Here is a 21,693-nt window from a genome sequence, read left to right as displayed (position 1 = left end):
TTTCCTCTTTCAGAGTCAAGCGTTTATTTTCGCTTTCGTCTGCCTGACGGGCCGGCTCGTTTGCCGTTGTGCCGTGTCAGTGGAGGCGCATTATAGGGAGTTCTTCTCAGCTGACAAGAGGAAATTTAAAAAAAGTTTTCAAGCGCGCTTTTTTTCACCATTTATCACGTAAAACCGCCATATAGCCTGTTATTTGCCGTTTTTTACATCAGATCATGCCCTGCAGTGGCATACTACTGCGCGAAGTAAAGCTGAAGGAATTGCCATTATGTCGTTACTGGCGCATCAACAGGCCGCTCAAAAGAACCTTTCTTATGTCCTGGCCGAGAAGCTGGCGCAACGCATCCTTAAAGGAGAGTTCAAGCCAGGCGAGATTTTACCTGGCGAGATGGAGCTGGGCGAACAGTTCGGCGTGAGCCGCACGGCGGTAAGAGAAGCCGTTAAGACGCTGACGGCCAAAGGGCTGGTCCTACCGCGCCCGCGTATTGGTACGCGCGTGCTGCCTCAAAGCCAGTGGAACTTCCTCGATAAAGAGCTGCTGACCTGGTGGATGGGCATCGAAACCTTCACCACGGTGGTTAATCACTTTCTGGTGATGCGCTCAAGCCTTGAGCCTCAGGCCTGCGCGCTGGCTGCGCTAAACGGTACTGAAGAACAAAAGCAGCGCTTCAGGAAAACGCTTGATGAAATGGCCGCGCTACAGATCTCGTTTAACCGCGAGCGCTGGATAGAAACCGACATGGCCTATCATGAACAGATCTATGAAATGAGTGGCAATCCCTTTATGACCGCTTTCGCGAGTCTGTTCCGCTCCATCTATTACAATTATTTCACGTCGATAACGCACAACCAGGTTATCAAGCCTGACATTCATCAGGCGATTGCGGACGCCATTCTTTCTTCCCAAAGCGAAGAGGCCTATCGCGCCTGTCAGACGCTTTTGCAGGCGACCGCATCGCAGGAAAAATAACAACAGGATCCGCATGACTAAAAAAGCGCGCAGTATGGCGGGCCTGCCGTGGATAGCGGCAATGGCCTTTTTTATGCAGGCACTGGATGCCACCATCCTCAACACCGCCCTGCCGGCTATCGCTCAAAGTCTTAACCGCTCGCCACTGGCGATGCAGTCCGCGATTATCAGCTACACCCTGACGGTCGCGATGTTAATTCCTGTCAGTGGCTGGCTGGCCGACCGTTTCGGCACCCGTCGCGTCTTTATGATCGCCGTCTCCCTGTTTACGCTGGGTTCGCTCGCCTGCGCCATGTCCGGCTCATTGAGTGAGCTGGTCATCTTCCGTATTGTGCAGGGTATCGGCGGGGCCATGATGATGCCGGTGGCGCGCCTCGCGCTTCTGCGCGCCTATCCGCGCAGCGAACTTCTGCCGGTGCTGAATTTCGTGACAATGCCAGGCCTGGTCGGCCCGATTCTCGGGCCGCTGCTTGGCGGCGTGCTGGTCACCTGGGCGAGCTGGCACTGGATCTTCCTGATTAATATCCCAATAGGCGTCGCGGGACTGTTCTACGCGCGCAAATATATGCCGAACTTCACCACGCCGCGTCGCCGCTTTGATATGCCCGGCTTCTTTCTGTTTGGCCTGAGCCTGGTGCTGTTCTCAAGCGGCATGGAATTGTTTGGCGAGCGTATCGTCTCGACGTGGATGGCGCTTGCGGTTATTGCCGGTGGGTTATTGCTGATGATGGCTTATATCTGGCACGCCCGCCGACACAGCGCGCCGCTGATTTCGCTGTCTCTGTTCAGAACACGCACCTTTTCCGTTGGCATTGCCGGGAATATCGCTTCCCGTCTGGGCACCGGCTGCGTGCCGTTCCTCATGCCGCTGATGCTACAGGTGGGCTTTGGTTATCCGGCCTTTATCGCCGGTTGCATGATGGCCCCCACGGCGGTTGGGTCGATTATCGCGAAGTCTGGCGTGACGCAGGTGCTGCGCTGGTTTGGCTACCGAAAAACGCTGGTCGGCATCACGCTGTTTATCGGGCTGATGATTGCGCAGTTCTCACTGCAGTCACCGGATAATCAGGTCTGGCTGCTGATCCTGCCGCTGTTTGTGCTGGGGCTTGCGATGTCCACGCAGTTCACCGCGATGAATACCATTACGCTTGCAGATCTCACAGATGAAAGCGCCAGCGGCGGCAACAGTATGCTGGCCGTGACGCAACAGTTATCGATAAGTCTTGGGGTGGCGGTCAGCGCCGCGGTGCTGCGCTTCTATGAGGGGTTCGATAACGCCAATACCGTCGAGCAGTTCCACTACACCTTTATTACGATGGGCGTGATTACGGTGGTGTCATCGCTGGTCTTCATGCTGTTACGTCCGAAAGATGGCCGTAACCTTATAAAAGATCGCCATAAAGCCTAAGCGGAGCCGCGTACCATCAGCTCTGGCGTTAACTGCAAACGCTGCTGCTGAAGCTCCGGCTGCGCCATGCGATGAATGAGTACATCGATGGCCAGCTCGCCCAGCTCATCTTTGGGCTGATGAATAGTGGTCAGCGGCGGCGTCATATAGCTTGCGAGCTCGATATCGTCGTAGCCCACCAGCGCGATATCCTGCGGAATGCGAAGGCCAGCCTGATAAAGCGCCTGGTAGGCACCGACCGCCATCGCGTCATTTCCCATAAATACCGCCTGCGGCGGCTCGGACAGCGCCAGCAGCGACTGCATCGCCCGCAGGCCGCCCGCGAATTCGAAATCGCCGATCACTTCATAACCTTCTGCCACCGGCAGGCCCGCGCGCTGCATCGCGGTGCGATACCCTTCCAGGCGCAGGCGCGCCGGCGTTTTATCGAGCGGGCCAGTCACACAAGCGATGCGCGTATAGCCTTTGTCGATTAAATACCGCGTGGCGATATCGCCGCCTAAAAGCGAATTGTCCTGAATCACGTCGCTGCCGCCATCGAAAGGCGACCAGTCCATCATCACGGTCGGGATGGCCGGGTAGCGCTTCATAATAGCGGGTGAAGGCTGATGCGTTTCGGTGCAGAGCAGCAGCAGCCCGTCGACGCGTTTTTGCAGCAGCGTCTCCAGATTGCGGTTCATGCGCTGCTCATCGCCATCGGTATTACACAACACCAGGCTATAGCCGCGCTCGAAGCAGCTACGCTCCACGCCGCGCACCAGCTCCGAGAAAAAGGGGTTAGAACTTGCCGTGATCAGCATCCCGATGGTACGGGTCTGGTTGAGCTTCAGGCTGCGCGCCAGTGCCGACGGCGCGTAATTCAGCGTTCTGATGGCATCCTCCACCCGCAAACGGATAGCCTCACTCACAAAACGATCTTTATTAATGACGTGCGAGACGGTGGAGGTGGAGACACCCGCAAGGCGGGCGACATCTTTCATTGTCGCCACGATGGCTTACCCCTGCGCTTGTAAGAAGGCGTCAATATCATCGCGCCACGGCACAGAAGGCTGCGCGCCAGGGCGCGTCACGGCTATAGCCGCGGCCGCATGAGCAAAACGAATGGCTTCAAGCATCGGCGTGCCTTCCAGCAGCGCCGTCATCAGCGCGCCGTTAAAAGTATCGCCAGCGGCGATGGTATCGACGGCTTTGACGCGAAAGCCGGGCACGCGTTGCCCTTCGCCGTTAACGCTCAACCATACGCCGCGGCTGCCGAGCGTAATAATGACCGTTTCAATGCCTTTCTGGTGCAGTACCCTGGCGGCCTGCGCCGCGCTGTCGTCATCAACGACTTTTACGCCGGTCAGTTTTTCCGCTTCGGTTTCATTGGGGGTAATGATATCCACCAGCGCCAGCAGCTCGTCAGAAAGCGCGCGGGCAGGGGCCGGGTTAAGAATCACAGTGGTCTGGTGTTCATGCGCAATGCGCGCGGCCGCGATAACGCTTTCTACCGGCGACTCCAGCTGCATCAGCAGCGCGCGGGCGTTGGCGATTTTCTCCCGCTGTTCGTTAACGCGCTCGGGCGTCAACGCCGCGTTCGCGCCAGCGTGAATGCCGATCACGTTTTCACCTTCGCCATTAACGAAAATGAGCGCCACGCCGGTCGATTCGCCCGCAACGGCGCTGACAGGCGCGACATCAATATTGTCGCGTGAAAGCTGCTGGCGGATACGCTCGCCGATATCATCCTCACCCACACAGGCGATAAACGCGATATCCGCGCCGCTGCGCCCGGCCGCGACGGCCTGGTTGGCCCCTTTACCGCCGAACGCCACCTGATACTGGCTGCCGGTGACAGTCTCGCCCGGCGCGGGGAAGGCTTCAAGGTTAAGGATATGATCGGCATTGATACTGCCGAGAACGACGAGTTGGCCAGCGCTTTTCATGATGTGTATCCCTGTAAAAGCGCCACATCCTGTGGCGCGTTGCCCTGCTTTTCTTAATGTCGGTTTTATTTGATAACCAGCTTCAGGTCGACCGGGATGCGGGCGCGTACTTTCTCGCCTTTCAGCACTTTATCCGCGGTCTGAACGCCGATAACGCCGATCTGCTCCGGCTGCTGCGCTACGGTCGCGCTCATCTTACCATCCTGAACGGCTTTCACGCCGTCGGCGGTGCCGTCAAAGCCAACGACCATAACGTCAGTTTTACCGGCGGTTTGCAGCGCACGCAGCGCGCCCAGCGCCATTTCGTCGTTCTGCGCGAATACTGCTTTCACATCAGGATGCGCGGTCAGCAGGTTCTGCATCACGTTCAGACCTTTGGTACGGTCGAAATCCGCCGGCTGGCTGGCCAGCACGTTCAGCTTGTGCGCTTCTACCGCCTGTTTAAAGCCTTCGCCGCGCTCGCGAGCGGCAGAGGTGCCTGCGATGCCCTGCAGCTCAATCACTTTCGCGCCGTCACCGGCCTGCTTGGCAATATAGTTACCGGCGATTTTACCGCCCGCGATGTTATCAGACGCGATATGGCTCACCACTTCGCCTTTCGACGCCATACGGTCGAGGGTGATGACCGGGATTTTCGCCTGGTTAGCCATCTTCACGGCGTTACCTACCGCGTCGGAATCGGTCGGGTTAATCAGCACCAGTTTGGTACCGCGCACGGTCAGATCCTGCACGTTCGCCAGCTCTTTCGCCGGGTTGTTCTGGGAATCCAGCACCACCAGCTCGTAACCCAGTTTTTCCGCTTCTTTCTGCGCGCCATCTTTCAGCGACACAAAGAACGGGTTGTTCAGCGTTGAAACCACCAGAGCAATCGTGTCTTTCGCCATCGCGTTGGCGCTGACGGTCGCGCTTAACGCCACGGCGGAAACCAGTGTAGCCAGCTTTTTCATATTCATAATCAGATGTCCTGTTGAGTAATGAGTTACTGCTTTTTGTTATCCACCAGCACCGCCAGCAAAATGACCACTGCTTTGACGATCATCTGGTAATAGGGAGAAACACCTAAGAGGTTCAGACTATTATTCAGGAAACCGAGGATCAGCGCGCCGATCAGCGTCCCAACAATGCGACCTTTACCACCGGCGAGGCTGGTGCCGCCGAGCACGACCGCCGCGATGGCGTCCAGCTCATAACCCGCGCCCGCCAGCGGCTGCGCCGACGAGAGACGCGCCACTTCTATCACGCCCGCCAGCGACGCCAGCAGGCCTGACAGCGAATAAACAATAATTTTGATTTTATTAACGCTGATACCAGACAGACGCGTCGCCGCCTCATTACCGCCGAGCGCATAGATATAGCGGCCCAGACGGGTGTGATGCAGCACATACCAGGTCACCAGGAACACCAGCGCCATTATCCATACCGGCGTCGGCACGCCCAGCGGGCGGCCAATACCGAACCAGCCAAACAGATCGGCGTTGTCATTAAAACCCGTACTGACCGGGCTGCCGTTGGTGTACTGAAGCGTCACCCCGCGCAGCAGCAGCATCATCACCAGCGTAGCGATAAACGCCTGTACGCGGCCCTTCGCCACAATCACGCCGGTCACCGCGCCGATAGCCGCGCCAAGCGCGAGGGCGGCAGCCACCGCCACCAGCGCGTTGACCTCAATGCCGACGAGCGAGGCGGCGACCGCCCCGGTTAGCGCCAGCAGGGAACCGACGGACAGATCGATACCCGAGGTAAGGATCACCAGCGTCATCCCGACCGCCATGATGGCGTTCACCGACGTCTGCTGGAGAATGTTCAGCATATTGTTAACGGTAAAGAAATTCGGGCTCAGGGTGGAGACAATCGCAATCAGCACCAGCAGGGCTATCAGCGACTTTTGCTCCATCAGCCACGCTTTTGTAAAAAAGCGACGAGTCGCAACGGTCTGGGTAGTCATACGTCTTTTACTCCTGGGTCACGCGATTGAGCTTGCCGACAGCCGCCGCCATCAGCAGTTCCTGGGTGGCCTGCTCGCGTGTGAATTCACCGCCGAGATGCCCTTCATGCATCACCATGATGCGATCGCTCATTCCCAGTACTTCCGGCATCTCAGACGAGACCAGAATGATGCTCAGCCCGTCGGCTTTGAACTGGTTAATGAGCTGATAAATCTCTTTTTTGGCGCCGACGTCCACGCCGCGGGTCGGCTCGTCGAGGATTAGCACTTTCGGGCGCGTCATGAGCCCGCGAGCGATCGCCACTTTCTGCTGGTTGCCGCCGGAAAGCAGGCCAATGGCCTGATCCATTGACGGTGTTTTAACATTAAAGAGACGAATAAAATCACCCACCGCCTGCTGTTCATCTTTATGCTTCAGGCTGCCGACGTCGTGGCTGAAATAGCGCAGCGCGGTCAGCGACATGTTTTCTTTTACCGACATGCCGAGCACCAGCCCGTCGCGTTTGCGGTCTTCGGAGATATAAACGATGCCGTTGGCAAGCCCGTCCTGCGGGGAGCGCGTCACCACCTCGCGGTTATCCAGCGTAACGCGACCGCCCGTGCGCGGCAGCGCGCCGTACAGCACTTTCATCAGTTCAGTACGGCCCGCGCCCATCAGCCCCGACACGCCGAGAATCTCTCCCTGACGCAGCGTAAAGCTCACGCCGTTGACGCCAGGGCCGCTCAGGTTGTCGACTTTCAGGCGGATCTCGCCCGGCGCTTTGTCGAGATGCGGGTATTGATCTTCAAGCTTGCGGCCCACCATCATCTCGATCAGCGTTTCTTCAGTCAGCGAGCTGACCTCACGCTCGGCGATAAACTGGCCGTCGCGCATCACCGTCACGTCATCGCAGATCTCAAAAATCTCTTTCATGCGGTGGGAGATATAGACAATCCCGCAGCCCTGCGCTTTCAGCTCGCGGATGGCGCGGAACAGGGATTCGGTCTCGGTATCGGTCAGGGCGTCGGTGGGTTCATCCATAATGATGACGCGCGATTCAAAGCTCAGCACTTTGGCGATTTCCACCATCTGCTGATCGCCTATCGACAGCTCGCCCACCAGCCGACGACTGTTAAAACGCAGGTTGAGCTTCGCCAGCAGTTTATCGGCTTCGGCATACATCTTTTTCCAGTCGATTTTGCCGAAATGGCTGACAAACTCGCGCCCTAAAAAGATGTTTTCCGCAATCGAGAGCTGCGGGATCAGGTTCAGCTCCTGGTGAATGATACCGATACCGGCTTCCTGGGAAGCTTTCGGCCCGCTGAACGTGGTCTCCTGGCCAAGCCAGAGCAGCGAACCGGCGTCACGGGTATAGATGCCGGTCAGCACTTTCATCAGCGTGGATTTACCGGCGCCGTTTTCCCCCACCAGCGCCATCACGCGTCCGGCGTAGACATTCAGCGTCGCGCCGGAAAGCGCCTTAACGCCGGGGAAGGATTTATCAATGCCTTTGAGCTGGAGTAAAGGTTCCATGGCGGCCTCAGAATGTGACGCCGGCACAGAGAATGATATTCGCATACGGGGAACACTCCCCGCTGCGAATGACCGCCTGACTGTCTGCGGTTTTTAGTTTGAACTGTTCATGTGAAACATAGCGAACAGTGATGGTATTCCCCTGGTGCTGCTGCAGCCGCTCGATCTGCCCGAGCAACGTTTCGTGGAGCTGCGGATTATGCTGTTTAATCTCTTCTGCGAGGATCGCCGCTTCAACCTGCATTTCTTGCGTGACGACATCAACCACCTGTAAGAATCCCGGCACGCCCTGGGTCAGCGCGAGATCGATACGTTCAGTCGTGGACGGAATCGGCAGCCCGGCGTCACACACCACAACGGTATCCGTATGGCCAAGACGCGAGATGACGGATGAAATGCCGGAATGAAGAACGGTGCCTTTTTTCATTTTTTGCTCCATCAGCGAAACGTTTCGCTAACAGGGAGTGTATCCGGCGAAAAGAACAATAAACAAACACCACGTTGCGAAACTGTGATCGCCATCGAAACGTTTCGCTTAAGGAAAAACTGGGAAAAAAAGAGAGCGCGCCCATCAACAAAAAACGCCTCCCGGAGTTCGGAAGGCGTTTCGCTTAAGGATTAAATCTCGACCTGTGTTCCCAGCTCGATAACGCGGTTCGGCGGGATCTCGAACTGGTCTGGCGCGCGTAAGGCGTTGCGCTGTAAGAGGAGGAACAGCTTGCCGCGCAGGCGTAAATACCAGGGCCGTTTATCGCCGATGATGAGCGACTCGTGCGACATAAAGAAAGAGGTTTCCATCATCCGGCAGCTTAAGCCCTCAAGCCCACAGCGGTGGAAAATTTCTTCCACGTTCGGCGTTTCGCGCCAGCCGTAGCTCGCCACCACGCGCCAGAAGGTCGGCGACAGCTGTTCGAGCGTCACGCGTTTCACATTATGGACGTAAGGCGCGTCTTCGGTGCGCAGCGTCAGCAGGATCACACGCTCATGCAGCACTTTGTTGTGCTTGAGGTTATGCAGCAGGGCGAACGGAATGACGTTCAGCGCGCGCGACATATACACCGCGGTGCCCGGCACGCGAACCGGCGGCGATTTCTCAAGCGAAGTGATCATCGCGTCCAGCGAGTTGCCGTGCTCGTGCATGCGGCGCAGCAGGCGGAAGCGCTCGCTTTTCCAGGTCGTCATAATGATGAACATCACCAGACCCAGGCTTAACGGCAGCCAGCCGCCGGAGAAAAGTTTCTCCAGGTTCGCCGAGAAAAGCGGTACGTCAACACACAGAAACGCCGTCACCATCAGGCCCACCAGAATGCGGCTCCAGTGCCAGTTTTTACGCGCGGCGGTCGCAAACAGAATTGAGGTCAGCACCATCGTACCGGTCACCGCGATGCCGTAAGCCGCCGCGAGATTGCTGGAGTGCTCAAAGCTGACGATGACAATCACCACCGCGAAGTAAAGCAGCCAGTTCACCACCGGGATATAGATCTGGCCCGATTCCATCTCCGACGTGTGAATAATGCGCATCGGCGACAGATAGCCCAGACGCACCGCCTGGCGGGTCAGCGAGAAGACCCCGGAAATGACCGCCTGCGACGCAATAACCGTGGCGAGCGTCGCCAGAATCAGCATCGGGATCAGCGCCCAGTCGGGAGCTAACAGGAAGAAGGGGTTTTTGATGGCTTCAGGGGTTTTCAGCAATAACGCGCCCTGGCCGAAGTAGTTCAGCACCAGTGATGGCAACACCACCGAGAACCACGCCACGCGAATAGGCAGCTTACCGAAATGCCCCATATCGGCGTACAGCGCTTCAACGCCGGTGATAGACAGCACCACCGCGCCCAGCGCCGCAAAGGAAACCGCTTTATATTCCAGGAAGAAATGCACCGCCCAGGCTGGGTTCAGCGCCTGTAACACTTCTGGGTTGTTCATAATGCCGCGCGCGCCGAGCACCGCCAGAATCAAAAACCAGGCGAGCATAATCGGTGCGAAGAGTTTCCCCACCATGCCGGTACCGTGCTTCTGGATCATAAACAGCAGCGTCAGTACCACTATCGAGAGCGGAACGATATACGGGTCAAGCGACGGGGCTGCGATCTCCAGACCTTCAATGGCCGACATCACCGAAATCGCAGGTGTGATCACCACCTCGCCATAAAAGAAGCTGCCGCCGATAAGCCCCAGGATCACCAGCACCGACGTCATACGCGCCGAGGTATTGCGCCCGGCAAGCGACATCAGCGTCAGGATACCGCCTTCGCCGGCGTTGTCGGCGCGCATTACAAAGGTGAGGTATTTAAAAGAAACAACAAAAACCAACAGCCAGAAAATTAAAGAAAGAAAGCCAAAAACGGCGTCCCGCTCCACGCCAAACCCAAACTGACCGGAAAGACACTCTCGTAATGTATAAAGCGGGCTGGTGCCGATATCACCGTACACCACCCCGATGGCCGCCAGCGTAATCGCTGGCAACGATTGCTTATTCTCAGTGCTCATAGACTAGTCTTCGTTGAAATCCCGTGTGCGCTTCGTCCCTTGGCCCACAAAAAGCGCACAGTATGCACGATTCGTTAAAAAATCGTACCCCTCAATCACCGAGTCTTTACCCAAATCAAGCCAAATAGATAATGGCATCAATCCATTATCAGCATGAATATGAAACGTCTATACTCGCACCAGAAACCAGGCGGCGTAGTCAGAATGCAGAGTAACTATTATGGCTCAACCCAATTTATTGGCGGAAAGAATTTCACGTCTCAGCGCAGCGCTGGAAAAAGGGCTGTTTGAACGCAGCCACGCCATCCGGATGTGTCTGCTGGCGGCGCTGAGCGGTGAAAGCGTATTTCTGCTTGGTCCGCCCGGCATTGCGAAAAGCCTGATAGCCCGGCGGCTTAAATTCGCGTTTCAGCACGCGCGCGCGTTTGAATACCTGATGACGCGCTTCTCGACGCCGGAAGAGGTCTTCGGGCCGCTCTCCATTCAGGCGCTAAAAGATGAAGGGCGCTATGAACGTCTGACCGCGGGTTATCTGCCGGAAGCGGAAATCGTATTTCTGGATGAGATCTGGAAAGCGGGCCCGGCCATTCTGAACACCCTTCTCACCGCCATTAATGAACGCCGCTTTCGTAACGGCGCGCATGAAGAAAAAATTCCGATGCGCCTGCTGGTCACCGCATCCAACGAGCTGCCCGAAGCGGACAGCAGTCTTGAGGCGCTCTATGACCGCATGCTGATTCGCCTGTGGCTCGACCGGGTGCAGGAGAAAAACAGCTTTCGCGCCATGCTGGTGAGCCAGCAGGATGAAAACGAAAATCCGGTGCCGCCGGGTCTTCAGGTGAGCGATGAAGAATATCAGCAGTGGCAGACCGGCATCGGCAACGTCAAACTGCCGGATACCGTCTTCGAGCTGATCTTCACCCTGCGCCAGCAGCTTGATGCGCTGCCGAACGCACCCTATGTCTCAGATCGTCGCTGGAAGAAAGCCATTCGCCTGTTGCAGGCCAGCGCCTTTTTCAGCGGACGCGATGCCGTGGCGCCTATCGATCTGATCCTTTTGAAAGACTGCCTGTGGCACGACGCCAGCGCCATGACGTTAATGCAGCAGCAAATCGCGCAGCTGATGACCTCACACGCCTGGGGCCAGTACGCGATGCTGAGCCGTCTTGGCGCTATCACCCAGCGCCGCATGCAGTTAGAACAGCAGCACAGCGATAAAACGGCGCTGCGCCTTGAGAAGCAGAGCGGCATGTTCAGCCGTCGTCCGCAATATCAGCTGCCCGCAAGCCTCACGGAGCCAACGCTGACGCTGCTGCTGCAAAAACCGCTGAAGCTGCACGATATCGACGTTATCCATGTGACGTTCGCGCGCGAGGCGCTGGAGACGTGGCTGCAAAAAGGCGGCGAGATCCGCGGCAAGCTGAACGGCATCGGCTTTGCCCAGGCGCTGGATCTGGAAGTGGACGCGAGCCAGCATCTGGTGCTGCGCGACGTCAGCCTGCAGGGTACGCGCCTTTCGCTGCCGGGCGCGGCGTCTGCCAACGGCATGCCGGATGAAATCAAACAGCAGCTTGACGATCTGGATAACGAGTGGCACCAGCAACATACGCGCTTTAGCGAGCAGCAAAAATGTCTGTTCGTCGAAAGCGACTGGTTAGGACGCATCGAGGCCAGCCTTCAGGACGTGGGCGAGCAGATTAAACAGGCGCGCCAATGCTGACAGCGGATTCGCTGAACCTGATTCTGGCTATCAGCGAAGGCGAGCTGGTAGAAGAGATCGTCATTGCGCTGCTGGCGTCGCCGCAGCTGGCGGTCTTTTTCGAAAAGTTTCCCCGCCTGAAACATGCGCTGACCCAGGATATTCCGCGCTGGCGCGAACAGCTTAAAACCCGCCTTAAAGAAGCGCACGTGCCGCCAGAGCTGGAAGAAGAGGTGATCGGCTATCAGAAAAGCCAGTTGCTCTCCACCAGCCAGTTTATCGTTCAGCTGCCGCAAATCAGCGAATTGCTGCGGCGCGTCGGTTCCCCGTTTGCCGACCAGGCGCAGCGGCTTATCGCCGATAACCCGTATTTTACGCCCGCCCTGCATACGCTCTTTCTACAGCGCTGGCGGTTAAGCCTTGTCGTGCAGGCGACGTCCTTTAATCAGCAGTTGCTGGAGGAAGAACGCGAGCAACTGCTGAGCGAAGTGCAGGAGCGCATGACGCTGAGCGGCCAGCTTGAGCAGGTGCTGGTGGAGAACGAAGATTCCGCCGGTCGTCTGTGGGATATGAGCGACGGCAAACTGCGGCGCGGCGATTATCAGCTTATCGTGAAATATGGCGATTTCCTGGCCGACCAGCCGGAGCTGATGCAGCTTGCCGAACAGCTCGGTCGCTCGCGTGAGGCGAAATCGGTGCCGAAGAAAGAGGCACCGCTGGAAACGTTCCGCACGCTGGTGCGTGAACCCGCGTCCGTGCCGGAACAGGTCGACGGCTTACAGCGCAGCGACGATATTCTGCGCCTGCTGCCGCCGGAGCTGGCGACGCTTGGCATTACCGAGCTGGAATATGAGTTTTACCGGCGGCTGGTGGAAAAACAGTTGCTGACTTACCGGCTTCAGGGCGACGCGTGGCGTGAAAAAGTCATGCAGCAGCCGGTGACGCGCCAGGATTATGACGAACAGCCGCGCGGGCCGTTTATCGTCTGCGTGGATACGTCCGGCTCGATGGGCGGCTTTAACGAGCAGTGCGCCAAGGCGTTTTGTCTGGCGCTGATGCGCATTGCGCTGGCCGATAACCGCCGCTGTTTTATCATGCTGTTTTCGAGCGAAGTGGTGCGTTATGAGCTGTGCGGGCGCGACGGTATCGAACAGGCGATCCGCTTTCTGAGCCAGCGCTTTCGCGGCGGCACCGATCTGGCGAGCTGTTTTCGCGCCATTGCGGAAAAGCTACAGGGCGGCGAGTGGTTCGACGCCGACGCGGTGGTGGTGTCCGATTTTATCGCCCAGCGGCTGCCGGATGAGGTGGTTAACAAGGTAAAGGAGTTGCAGCGCGTTCATCAGCACCGCTTTCACGCGGTGGCGATGTCCGCGCATGGCAAGCCCGGCATCATGCGCATTTTCGATCACATCTGGCGCTTTGATACCGGGATGCGCAGCCGTCTGGTGCGTCGTTTACGCCGCTGAATTACAGCAGCTCAGCGACGGTAGACTGCACCTGCTCCGGCCAGACGCCGCACTGGACCTGACCGATATGCGGCAGTTGCAGCAGCAGCATAGTGAGACGCGACTGACCGATCCCGCCGCCGATCGTTTGCGGCATTTCGCCGTTCAGCAGCGCCTGATGCCATTCCAGCGCCAGACGATCCTGATCGCCGGTGAGCGCCAGCTGGCGTTTAAGCGTGTCGGCATCGACACGGATCCCCATTGAGGAAATTTCAAACGCGTCTTCCAGTAGCGGGTTCCAGACGAGGATATCGCCGTTAAGCCCGGCAAAACCGCTTTCCGTCGGCGTGGTCCAGTCATCATAATCCGGCGCGCGCACGTCGTGGCGTTTGCCGTCGGCAAGTTTCCCGCCAATGCCAATCAGGAAGACCGCGCCCAACTCTTTCGCAATCGCACGCTCGCGCCCTTTGGCGTCCAGCTCCGGGAAGCGGCGCTGCAGCGTTTCGCTGTGCACAAAATGAATGGCGTCCGGCAGGAACGGCGTCAGCCCGAAGCGCTCCGCCGCCGCCAGTTCGGTTTCCTTAATCGCTGACCAGATGCTCTCCACCGTCTGCTTCAGCGTACCGAGATGGCGTTCGCCGTCGCCCATCACGCGCTCCCAGTCCCACTGATCCACATACACCGAGTGTACCGGAGAGAGACGGTCTTCATCGGGGCGCAGCGCTTTCATATGGGTATAAAGCCCTTCGCCCGCGCTGAAATCATGCTGGCCCAGCGTTTTGCGCTTCCATTTCGCGAGCGAGTGCACCACTTCAAACTGCGCGTGCGGCAGCGTTTTGACATTGACCTGCACCGCTTTTTCACAGCCGGAAAGGTTATCCTGCGTCCCGTCGCCGACGCGGCTTAAGATCGGTGCCTGCACTTCAAGCAGACCGAGTTTCTCCTCAAGCAGGCGGGAAAAATGGGCTTTCACAAAGCTAATCTGACGCTGGCGTGTGATGTAGGCGGTTTTCATTTTTTAGGGCTCCTGTACCTCTGTTGCTTTTGATTAAGCAATAAAAAAGCCCGCCAGTTCAATAATCATCAATAAAAAAGGCCACGCATCTTTTAATCCGATAATATAGGCGGCATGAAACTGACGATTACTGAATAAACATAAGGAAAACGTATGGAAAATTATCAGATCGATAATCTGGACCGCGGCATTCTGGAGGCATTAATGGCGAATGCGCGTACCGCCTATGCCGAACTCGCTAAACAGTTCGGCGTCAGTCCCGGCACGATTCATGTACGCGTGGAAAAAATGAAGCAGGCGGGGATCATCACTGGCGCGCGTATCGATATCAGCCCGAAACAGCTTGGTTACGATGTGTGCTGCTTTATCGGCATTATTCTCAAGAGTGCAAAAGATTACCCGGCCGCGCTCGAAAAGCTGGAAAGCCTGGATGAAGTGACCGAGGCCTATTACACCACCGGCCACTACAGCATCTTTATTAAAGTAATGTGTCGTTCGATAGACGCATTACAACAGGTGCTTATCAACAAGATCCAAACAATTGATGAAATTCAGTCCACCGAGACGTTGATCTCGCTGCAAAACCCGATCATGCGTACTATCCGCCCATAAAGGGATTTTTTAATACCCATATTATCCACAGGTAGATCCCAGCCCCTGCACAGCGTACAATACGCGTCGTTTACTCAAGGCGGACATCCATGACAGACATTACCCTGATCAGTGGCAGCACTCTTGGCGGCGCGGAATATGTGGCGGAGCACCTGGCTGAAAAGCTGGAAGACGCCGGTTTTAGCACCGAAACGCTGCATGGCCCGCTTCTTGAGGATCTTAAGCCTGAAGGCACCTGGCTTATCGTGACGTCCACGCATGGCGCGGGCGATCTGCCGGACAATCTGCAACCTTTATATGATGAGCTTGCAGAACAGCGTCCGGATCTCAGCCAGGTTCGCTACGGCGCTATCGGTATAGGAAGCCGCGAATACGACACGTTTTGCGGGGCGATTGAGAAACTGGACGCGCTGTTAATCGAATGCGGCGCGAAACGCGTCGGCGAACCGCTTAAGATCAACATTCTCGATCATGATATTCCCGAAGATCCGGCTGAGGTGTGGCTCGGATCATGGAAAAATTTACTCTGATCGGCGAAATGATCGCCATTCAGCTGTGGATAAAATAGCTTAAAAGCTTGGATCAACCCGTAGTTATCCAAGGTATAAGTGTTGTTCGCTTTTTGAGTTGTGTATAACCCTCATTTCTGATCCCAGCTTATACGGTCTGGGATCACCGATCATTCACAGCAAGCGATCCCGGATAACCTTTTGATCCCAAATGGGCGATCCGGGTTATCCACAAGGGATGTCGATCCTAATAAGAGATCATAATAAAACAGATCCTTTAGATAAAAGATCTTCTTTTTAATACCAACGATCCCGGCGCTTTCTCACCAGGCTAAAGTTGAGTAGAATCCACGCCCCGGGCTAGCTAACCCTCTTTCGCACAACCGCGAGGTCATACCAACATGTTTTATCCGGATCCTTTTGACGTCATTATCATTGGCGGGGGTCATGCAGGTACCGAGGCCGCAATGGCCGCTGCACGCATGGGTCAGCAGACCCTGCTTTTGACACACAATATCGACACGCTCGGACAGATGTCCTGCAACCCGGCGATCGGCGGTATTGGTAAAGGACATCTGGTTAAGGAAGTGGATGCCCTCGGCGGGCTTATGGCGAAAGCGATCGACCAGGCGGGTATCCAGTTTAGGATACTAAACGCCAGCAAAGGTCCGGCCGTACGCGCCACCCGCGCTCAGGCGGATCGCGTGCTGTACAAGCAGGCTGTGCGTACTGCACTGGAGAATCAGCCGAACCTGATGATCTTCCAGCAGGCCGTTGACGATCTGATCGTCGAAAACGATCGCGTTGTCGGTGCCGTCACGCAGATGGGCCTGAAATTCCGCGCGAAAGCGGTTGTTCTGACGGTCGGTACGTTCCTCGACGGCAAGATTCACATCGGGCTTGATAACTACAGCGGCGGCCGTGCGGGCGATCCGCCTTCCGTACCGCTGGCGCGTCGCCTGCGCGAACTGCCGCTGCGCGTCAGCCGCCTGAAAACCGGAACGCCGCCGCGTATTGACGCGCGCACTATCGATTTCAGCGTGCTCGACCAGCAGCATGGCGACAATCCGATGCCGGTCTTCTCATTCATGGGCTCGGCGGATCAGCATCCGCGTCAGGTGCCGTGCTACGTCACGCACACTAACGAGAAAACCCATGACGTGATCCGCAATAACCTCGATCGCAGCCCGATGTACGCAGGGGTTATTGAAGGGATCGGCCCGCGCTACTGCCCCTCGATTGAAGATAAAGTGATGCGCTTCGCCGATCGCAACGCGCACCAGATTTTCCTGGAGCCGGAAGGGCTGACCAGCAACGAAATTTACCCGAACGGCATCTCCACCAGCCTGCCGTTCGACGTGCAGATGCAAATCGTCCGTTCCATGAGAGGGATGGAGAACGCGAAGATTGTTCGCCCGGGTTACGCGATTGAGTACGATTTCTTCGATCCGCGCGACCTGAAGCCGACGCTCGAAAGCAAATATATCCATGGGTTGTTCTTCGCAGGCCAGATCAACGGCACGACCGGTTACGAAGAAGCCGCGGCTCAGGGGCTGCTGGCCGGTCTGAACGCGGGCCGTTACTCGGCGGAGAAAGAGGGCTGGGCGCCGGGGCGCTCTCAGGCTTACCTTGGCGTGCTGGTGGATGACCTCTGCACGCTCGGCACCAAAGAGCCGTACCGCATGTTCACCTCGCGTGCCGAATATCGCCTGATGCTGCGCGAAGATAACGCCGATTTACGCCTGACCGAAGTTGGTCGCGAAATGGGACTGGTCGACGATGCGCGCTGGGCGCGCTTCAACGAGAAGCTTGAGAATATCGAACGCGAGCGCCAGCGCCTGAGAAGCACCTGGGTGACGCCGTCTACCGCCTCGGTGGAGGAGATCAACACGATGCTCACTGCGCCGCTCTCCCGTGAAGCCAGCGGTGAAGATCTGCTGCGTCGCCCGGAAATGACCTATGCTCAGTTGACGACGCTATCGGCTTTCGCGCCGGCACTGGATGACGCGCAGGCGGCGGAGCAGGTTGAGATCCAGGTGAAATACGAAGGCTATATCGCTCGTCAGCAGGATGAGATTGAAAAACAGCAGCGCAACGAAAACACGCTGCTGCCGGCGACGCTGGATTATCGCCAGGTGAATGGCCTCTCCAATGAAGTGATCGCCAAGCTTAACGATCATAAACCGGCATCGATTGGCCAGGCGTCCCGTATCTCCGGGATCACGCCAGCCGCTATCTCGATTCTGCTGGTCTGGCTGAAAAAACAGGGGCTACTGCGCCGCAGTGCCTGAGTTGAAACGCTCTTCGGGCCAGCCTTGTCTGGCCCTTTTTATATGGAAAAACCGTCGTGCTGAATACACTGACCCGCCTGCTTGATGACGCAGGGATTACGCTGCCCGAACACCAGAAAGCGCAGCTGGTGGCCTATGTCGATATGCTGAACAAGTGGAACAAGGCTTATAACCTCACCTCCGTACGCGACCCGAACGAGATGCTGGTGCGCCATATCATGGACAGCATCGTGGTGGAGCCGCACTTAAAAGGCACCCGTTTTATTGATGTTGGCACAGGCCCTGGCCTGCCGGGTATTCCGCTGGCGATTGTGCGTCCGGACAGCCATTTCACGCTGCTGGACAGTCTCGGCAAGCGCGTGCGTTTTTTGCGTCAGGTGCAACACGAGCTGAAACTCGACAACATCACGCCGGTTCAAAGCCGCGTAGAAGCCTTTCCTGCCGAGCCGCCGTTTGATGGCGTTATCAGCCGCGCATTTGCGTCGCTCTCGGATATGGTGAACTGGTGCCATCATCTGCCGGGAGAAGAAGGGCGTTTTTATGCTCTTAAAGGCCAGCGTCCGGATGATGAAATCAGCGCGCTGCCGTCAGGTTTTGCTGTTGAAGAAATCGTCAGACTGTCTGTTCCGCGTCTCGATGGCGAACGCCATCTGGTTATCCTTAAAGCAAACAGAACTTAATATTTATCAAAAAAAGTAGAAATAAGGTGTCGGGATTGCGTCAGCAGAAAAAGAGGTATGGGGCGTAATTACAACATCTTATTTCACTTTTTATTAACTTGTTTGCAGCTTAAGGATAACTAAGCATCATTTGCGCCAAATGGTAAATAGTCACTGATGAAAATATAAGGGCGCTATGTACAGGTGTCTGTATGCTAATAAGGCGTAAATTGTTTCTCATAGATGTCAATGAAAGGTTTTAATCGTGTTTCGGGGTGTTTTAAAAAATTTTGGGTTTAAAGCGTCTTAAATTCAAAAGGTTATAAAACACGCATTCATAAAGGATCTGCTAAAGCTTGAGCAGAAATTGTTTAGAATGTGATCTCGTGCACGCTTTATTCACAAGGTTTTCGCGCGATTTGCAGTTTTTACATTTGCTTTCAGATTTAAGAGAAACTTGAAAAAAACGCCTCCTGAAAATTATTTAAACATTTATTCACCTTTTGGCTACTTATAGTTTGAAATCACGTGCTCGCCCCGTATAATTTGAGCGCTTTTTGAGGCTTGACTCAGAGCGTCAAAGAACGTTTTATACGACACGCGTCATACCTCGAAGGGAGCAGTGGCAAAATGTCTGCGTCGCTTATGAGTAAAAAAGTGGCCCGCAAGCTCCTGCTCATCCAGTTCATCGCGGTTCTGGCGGCAGGATTGTTGTTTTGCTTCAAAGACCCTTTCTGGGGCTTCTCTGCGTTATGCGGAGGGCTGGCAGTGTGGCTGCCGAATGTGCTGTTTATGAATTTTGCCTGGCGTCATCAGGCGCATACACCCGCTAAAGGCCGCGTGGCCTGGTCTTTCGCCTTCGGCGAAGCGTTTAAGGTGATTGCGACTTTTACCCTGCTGGTGGTGGCGCTGGCGTGTTTGAAGGCGGTTTTCTTGCCGCTGATTGTGACGTGGGTTTCGGTGCTGGTTGTGCAGATACTGGCGCCAGCTGTAATTAACAACAAAGGGTAAGAGGCATCATGTCTGCAGGAGAAATCTCGACGCCGCAGGAGTACATAGGCCACCATCTGAATAACCTTCAGATTGACCTGCGTACCTTCTCGCTGGTGGATCCGCATAACCCCCCGGCCACCTTCTGGACGCTCAACATCGACTCGATGTTTTTCTCGGTGGTGCTGGGCCTGTTATTCCTGGTTCTGTTCCGTAAAGTCGCCAAACACGCGACCAGCGGCGTACCGGGCAAATTCCAGACCGCGGTAGAGCTGGTTATCGGCTTTGTGCATGGTAGCGTACAAGACATGTACCACGGCAAAAGCAAGCTCATTGCGCCGCTGGCCCTGACGATTTTCGTCTGGGTATTCCTGATGAACCTGATGGATTTGCTGCCTATCGACCTGCTGCCGTACATCGGCGAGCACGTATTTGGCTTGCCGGCCCTGCGCGTGGTGCCGTCTGCGGACGTGAACATCACCCTTTCCATGGCGCTTGGTGTATTTATCCTCATTCTTTTCTACAGCATCAAAATGAAAGGCGTTGGCGGCTTTACTAAAGAGCTGACGCTGCAGCCGTTCAATCACCCGGTATTTATTCCGATCAACCTGATTCTGGAAGGTGTGAGCCTGCTGTCCAAACCGGTTTCTCTCGGTCTGCGACTGTTCGGCAACATGTATGCCGGTGAGCTGATTTTCATTCTGATTGCGGGTCTTCTGCCGTGGTGGTCACAATGGTTGTTAAATGTGCCCTGGGCCATTTTCCACATCCTGATCATTACGTTGCAGGCCTTCATTTTCATGGTTCTGACGATTGTCTATCTGTCGATGGCATCTGAAGAGCATTGATTTTTTACTCAACACTACTGCGTTTTAACTGAAACAAACTGGAGACTGTCATGGAAAACCTGAATATGGATCTGCTGTACATGGCTGCCGCTGTGATGATGGGTCTGGCGGCAATCGGTGCTGCGATCGGTATCGGCATCCTCGGGGGCAAATTCCTGGAAGGCGCTGCGCGCCAGCCTGATCTGATTCCTCTGCTGCGTACTCAGTTCTTTATCGTAATGGGTCTGGTGGATGCTATCCCGATGATCGCTGTGGGTCTGGGTCTGTACGTGATGTTCGCCGTCGCGTAGTAAACGAAGTTGTCTGAATTTCCAGACAATATCAGAACATTAACCAGATAAGAGGCATTGTGCTGTGAATCTTAACGCAACAATCCTCGGCCAGGCCATCGCGTTTGTCCTGTTCGTTCTGTTCTGTATGAAGTATGTATGGCCGCCAATTATGGCTGCCATCGAAAAACGTCAGAAAGAAATTGCTGACGGTCTGTCTTCTGCAGAACGCGCTAAAAAGGATCTGGAGCTTGCACAGTCCAACGCGACCGACCAGCTGAAAAAAGCGAAAGCGGAAGCCCAGGTGATTATTGAGCAGGCGAACAAACGCCGTGCTCAGATCCTGGACGAAGCGAAAGCTGAAGCAGAGCAGGAACGTAACAAAATCGTGGCGCAGGCCCAGGCCGAAATCGAAGCCGAGCGTAAACGTGCCCGTGAAGAGCTGCGCAAGCAGGTTGCTATCCTGGCTGTTGCTGGCGCCGAGAAGATCATTGAACGTTCCGTGGATGAAGCTGCTAACAGCGACATCGTGAATAAACTGGTCGCTGAACTGTAAGGAGGGAGGGGCTGATGTCTGAATTTGTAACGGTAGCTCGCCCCTACGCCAAAGCAGCTTTTGACTTTGCCGTCGAACACCAAAGCCTCGACCGCTGGCAGGATATGCTGGCGTTTGCCGCTGAAGTGGCCAAAAACGAACAGATGGCTGAGCTTCTCTCTGGCGCCCTGGCGCCAGAAACGCTCGCTGAGTCGTTTATCGCAATCTGTGGTGACCAGTTAGACGCCAACGGCCAGAACCTGATTCGGGTGATGGCAGAAAACGGCCGTCTGAAGGTACTTCCTGATGTTCTTGAGCAGTTCATTCAGTTACGCGCAGCCCTTGAGGCTACCGTTGAAGTCGAAGTGACTTCCGCCAGCGCACTGAGCGATGAACAGCTTGCGAAAATCAGCGCCGCGATGGAAAAACGTCTGTCACGCAAAGTGAAGCTGAATTGCAAAATTGATAAGTCTGTAATGGCGGGCGTCATCATCCGTTCGGGTGATACGGTCATTGACGGCAGCGTGCGCGGCCGTCTTGAGCGCCTCGCAGACGTCTTGCAGTCTTAAG

General features: G+C 55.9%; 21 protein-coding genes. 13 read left to right on the top strand and 8 right to left on the bottom strand.

Features of this window, described 5'->3' with window-relative positions; all coding sequences use genetic code 11:
- The first annotated feature begins 268 nt into the window (after positions 1-268).
- Together G9X48_RS20795 and mdtD are read left to right on the top strand one after the other, a co-directional pair.
- Positions 269-970, top strand: coding sequence for a FadR/GntR family transcriptional regulator (locus G9X48_RS20795; protein WP_097640781.1), 702 nt, complete (start codon positions 269-271; stop codon positions 968-970).
- Positions 971-983: 13 nt separating this feature from the next.
- On the top strand, positions 984-2,378 hold the full coding sequence (gene mdtD, locus G9X48_RS20790; protein WP_097570786.1) for a multidrug transporter subunit MdtD: 1,395 nt from the start codon (positions 984-986) through the stop codon (positions 2,376-2,378).
- On the opposite strand, the gene rbsR is transcribed toward mdtD, so the two are convergent.
- The 7 genes from rbsR to kup all read right to left on the bottom strand — a co-directional run bounded on the left by rbsR (position 2,375) and on the right by kup (position 10,251).
- Positions 2,375-3,358 (bottom strand): ribose operon transcriptional repressor RbsR, encoded by a 984-nt coding sequence (rbsR, locus tag G9X48_RS20785; protein ID WP_161593573.1) that lies wholly within the window; start codon positions 3,356-3,358, stop codon positions 2,375-2,377. The two genes, mdtD and rbsR, sit on opposite strands and share 4 nt — an antisense overlap.
- A gap of 15 nt (positions 3,359-3,373) precedes the next feature.
- Complete coding sequence (gene rbsK / locus G9X48_RS20780; protein WP_097640779.1) at positions 3,374-4,303, bottom strand: ribokinase; 930 nt, start codon at positions 4,301-4,303, stop codon at positions 3,374-3,376.
- 65 nt (positions 4,304-4,368) lie between these two features.
- The gene (gene rbsB, locus G9X48_RS20775; RefSeq protein WP_007779630.1) at positions 4,369-5,256 is read right to left on the bottom strand and encodes a ribose ABC transporter substrate-binding protein RbsB; all 888 of its coding nucleotides are present in this window, start codon (positions 5,254-5,256) and stop codon (positions 4,369-4,371) included.
- 26 nt (positions 5,257-5,282) lie between these two features.
- Positions 5,283-6,248, bottom strand: coding sequence for a ribose ABC transporter permease (gene rbsC, locus G9X48_RS20770; protein ID WP_004386188.1), 966 nt, complete (start codon positions 6,246-6,248; stop codon positions 5,283-5,285).
- Between the two features lie 7 nt (positions 6,249-6,255).
- Complete coding sequence (gene rbsA, locus G9X48_RS20765; RefSeq protein ID WP_097640778.1) at positions 6,256-7,761, bottom strand: ribose ABC transporter ATP-binding protein RbsA; 1,506 nt, start codon at positions 7,759-7,761, stop codon at positions 6,256-6,258.
- Between the two features lie 7 nt (positions 7,762-7,768).
- Positions 7,769-8,188, bottom strand: coding sequence for a D-ribose pyranase (gene rbsD / locus G9X48_RS20760; protein WP_029039520.1), 420 nt, complete (start codon positions 8,186-8,188; stop codon positions 7,769-7,771).
- A 191-nt stretch (positions 8,189-8,379) separates the two neighbouring features.
- Entirely contained in the window at positions 8,380-10,251 is a 1,872-nt protein-coding gene (gene kup, locus G9X48_RS20755; RefSeq protein ID WP_004386183.1) for a low affinity potassium transporter Kup, read from the bottom strand.
- Between the two features lie 220 nt (positions 10,252-10,471).
- Between kup and ravA the strand changes: the two genes are divergently transcribed.
- On the top strand, positions 10,472-11,971 hold the full coding sequence (ravA, locus tag G9X48_RS20750) for an ATPase RavA (protein WP_004386181.1): 1,500 nt from the start codon (positions 10,472-10,474) through the stop codon (positions 11,969-11,971).
- A complete protein-coding gene (gene viaA / locus G9X48_RS20745; protein ID WP_097640776.1) occupies positions 11,965-13,416 on the top strand; it encodes an ATPase RavA stimulator ViaA in 1,452 nt (483 codons plus the stop codon). Before ravA ends, viaA begins: the two co-directional genes overlap by 7 nt.
- Position 13,417: 1 nt before the next feature.
- On the opposite strand, the gene asnA is transcribed toward viaA, so the two are convergent.
- Positions 13,418-14,410: an aspartate--ammonia ligase gene (gene asnA / locus G9X48_RS20740; RefSeq protein ID WP_097640775.1), complete on the bottom strand. Its 993-nt coding sequence runs from the start codon at positions 14,408-14,410 to the stop codon at positions 13,418-13,420.
- A gap of 153 nt (positions 14,411-14,563) precedes the next feature.
- Between asnA and asnC the strand changes: the two genes are divergently transcribed.
- The 9 genes from asnC (at position 14,564) to atpH (ending at position 21,692) form a co-directional block, all read left to right on the top strand.
- The gene (gene asnC, locus G9X48_RS20735) at positions 14,564-15,022 is read left to right on the top strand and encodes a transcriptional regulator AsnC (RefSeq protein ID WP_004386178.1); all 459 of its coding nucleotides are present in this window, start codon (positions 14,564-14,566) and stop codon (positions 15,020-15,022) included.
- A gap of 89 nt (positions 15,023-15,111) precedes the next feature.
- The gene (mioC, locus tag G9X48_RS20730; protein WP_004386176.1) at positions 15,112-15,552 is read left to right on the top strand and encodes an FMN-binding protein MioC; all 441 of its coding nucleotides are present in this window, start codon (positions 15,112-15,114) and stop codon (positions 15,550-15,552) included.
- A 380-nt stretch (positions 15,553-15,932) separates the two neighbouring features.
- Positions 15,933-17,822, top strand: a complete 1,890-nt coding sequence (gene mnmG, locus G9X48_RS20725; RefSeq protein WP_097640774.1) for a tRNA uridine-5-carboxymethylaminomethyl(34) synthesis enzyme MnmG — start codon at positions 15,933-15,935, stop codon at positions 17,820-17,822.
- Positions 17,823-17,878: 56 nt separating this feature from the next.
- Positions 17,879-18,502 (top strand): 16S rRNA (guanine(527)-N(7))-methyltransferase RsmG, encoded by a 624-nt coding sequence (gene rsmG, locus G9X48_RS20720; RefSeq protein WP_012126196.1) that lies wholly within the window; start codon positions 17,879-17,881, stop codon positions 18,500-18,502.
- 609 nt (positions 18,503-19,111) lie between these two features.
- On the top strand, positions 19,112-19,492 hold the full coding sequence (gene atpI / locus G9X48_RS20715; RefSeq protein ID WP_007872206.1) for a F0F1 ATP synthase subunit I: 381 nt from the start codon (positions 19,112-19,114) through the stop codon (positions 19,490-19,492).
- A gap of 8 nt (positions 19,493-19,500) precedes the next feature.
- Complete coding sequence (gene atpB, locus G9X48_RS20710; protein ID WP_004386172.1) at positions 19,501-20,319, top strand: F0F1 ATP synthase subunit A; 819 nt, start codon at positions 19,501-19,503, stop codon at positions 20,317-20,319.
- 50 nt (positions 20,320-20,369) lie between these two features.
- Entirely contained in the window at positions 20,370-20,609 is a 240-nt protein-coding gene (gene atpE / locus G9X48_RS20705; RefSeq protein WP_000429386.1) for a F0F1 ATP synthase subunit C, read from the top strand.
- Between the two features lie 64 nt (positions 20,610-20,673).
- On the top strand, positions 20,674-21,144 hold the full coding sequence (gene atpF, locus G9X48_RS20700; protein WP_004386171.1) for a F0F1 ATP synthase subunit B: 471 nt from the start codon (positions 20,674-20,676) through the stop codon (positions 21,142-21,144).
- A gap of 14 nt (positions 21,145-21,158) precedes the next feature.
- The gene (gene atpH / locus G9X48_RS20695) at positions 21,159-21,692 is read left to right on the top strand and encodes a F0F1 ATP synthase subunit delta (RefSeq protein WP_004386170.1); all 534 of its coding nucleotides are present in this window, start codon (positions 21,159-21,161) and stop codon (positions 21,690-21,692) included.
- Position 21,693 lies beyond the last annotated feature (1 nt).

Origin of the sequence: Cronobacter sp. HA18006, from assembly GCF_011605445.1 — a bacterium.
Taxonomy (GTDB): Bacteria; Pseudomonadota; Gammaproteobacteria; order Enterobacterales; family Enterobacteriaceae; genus Cronobacter; species Cronobacter sakazakii.
Note: the sequence above shows the minus strand (reverse complement) of the source record. Positions and strands in the feature narration are given on the sequence as shown.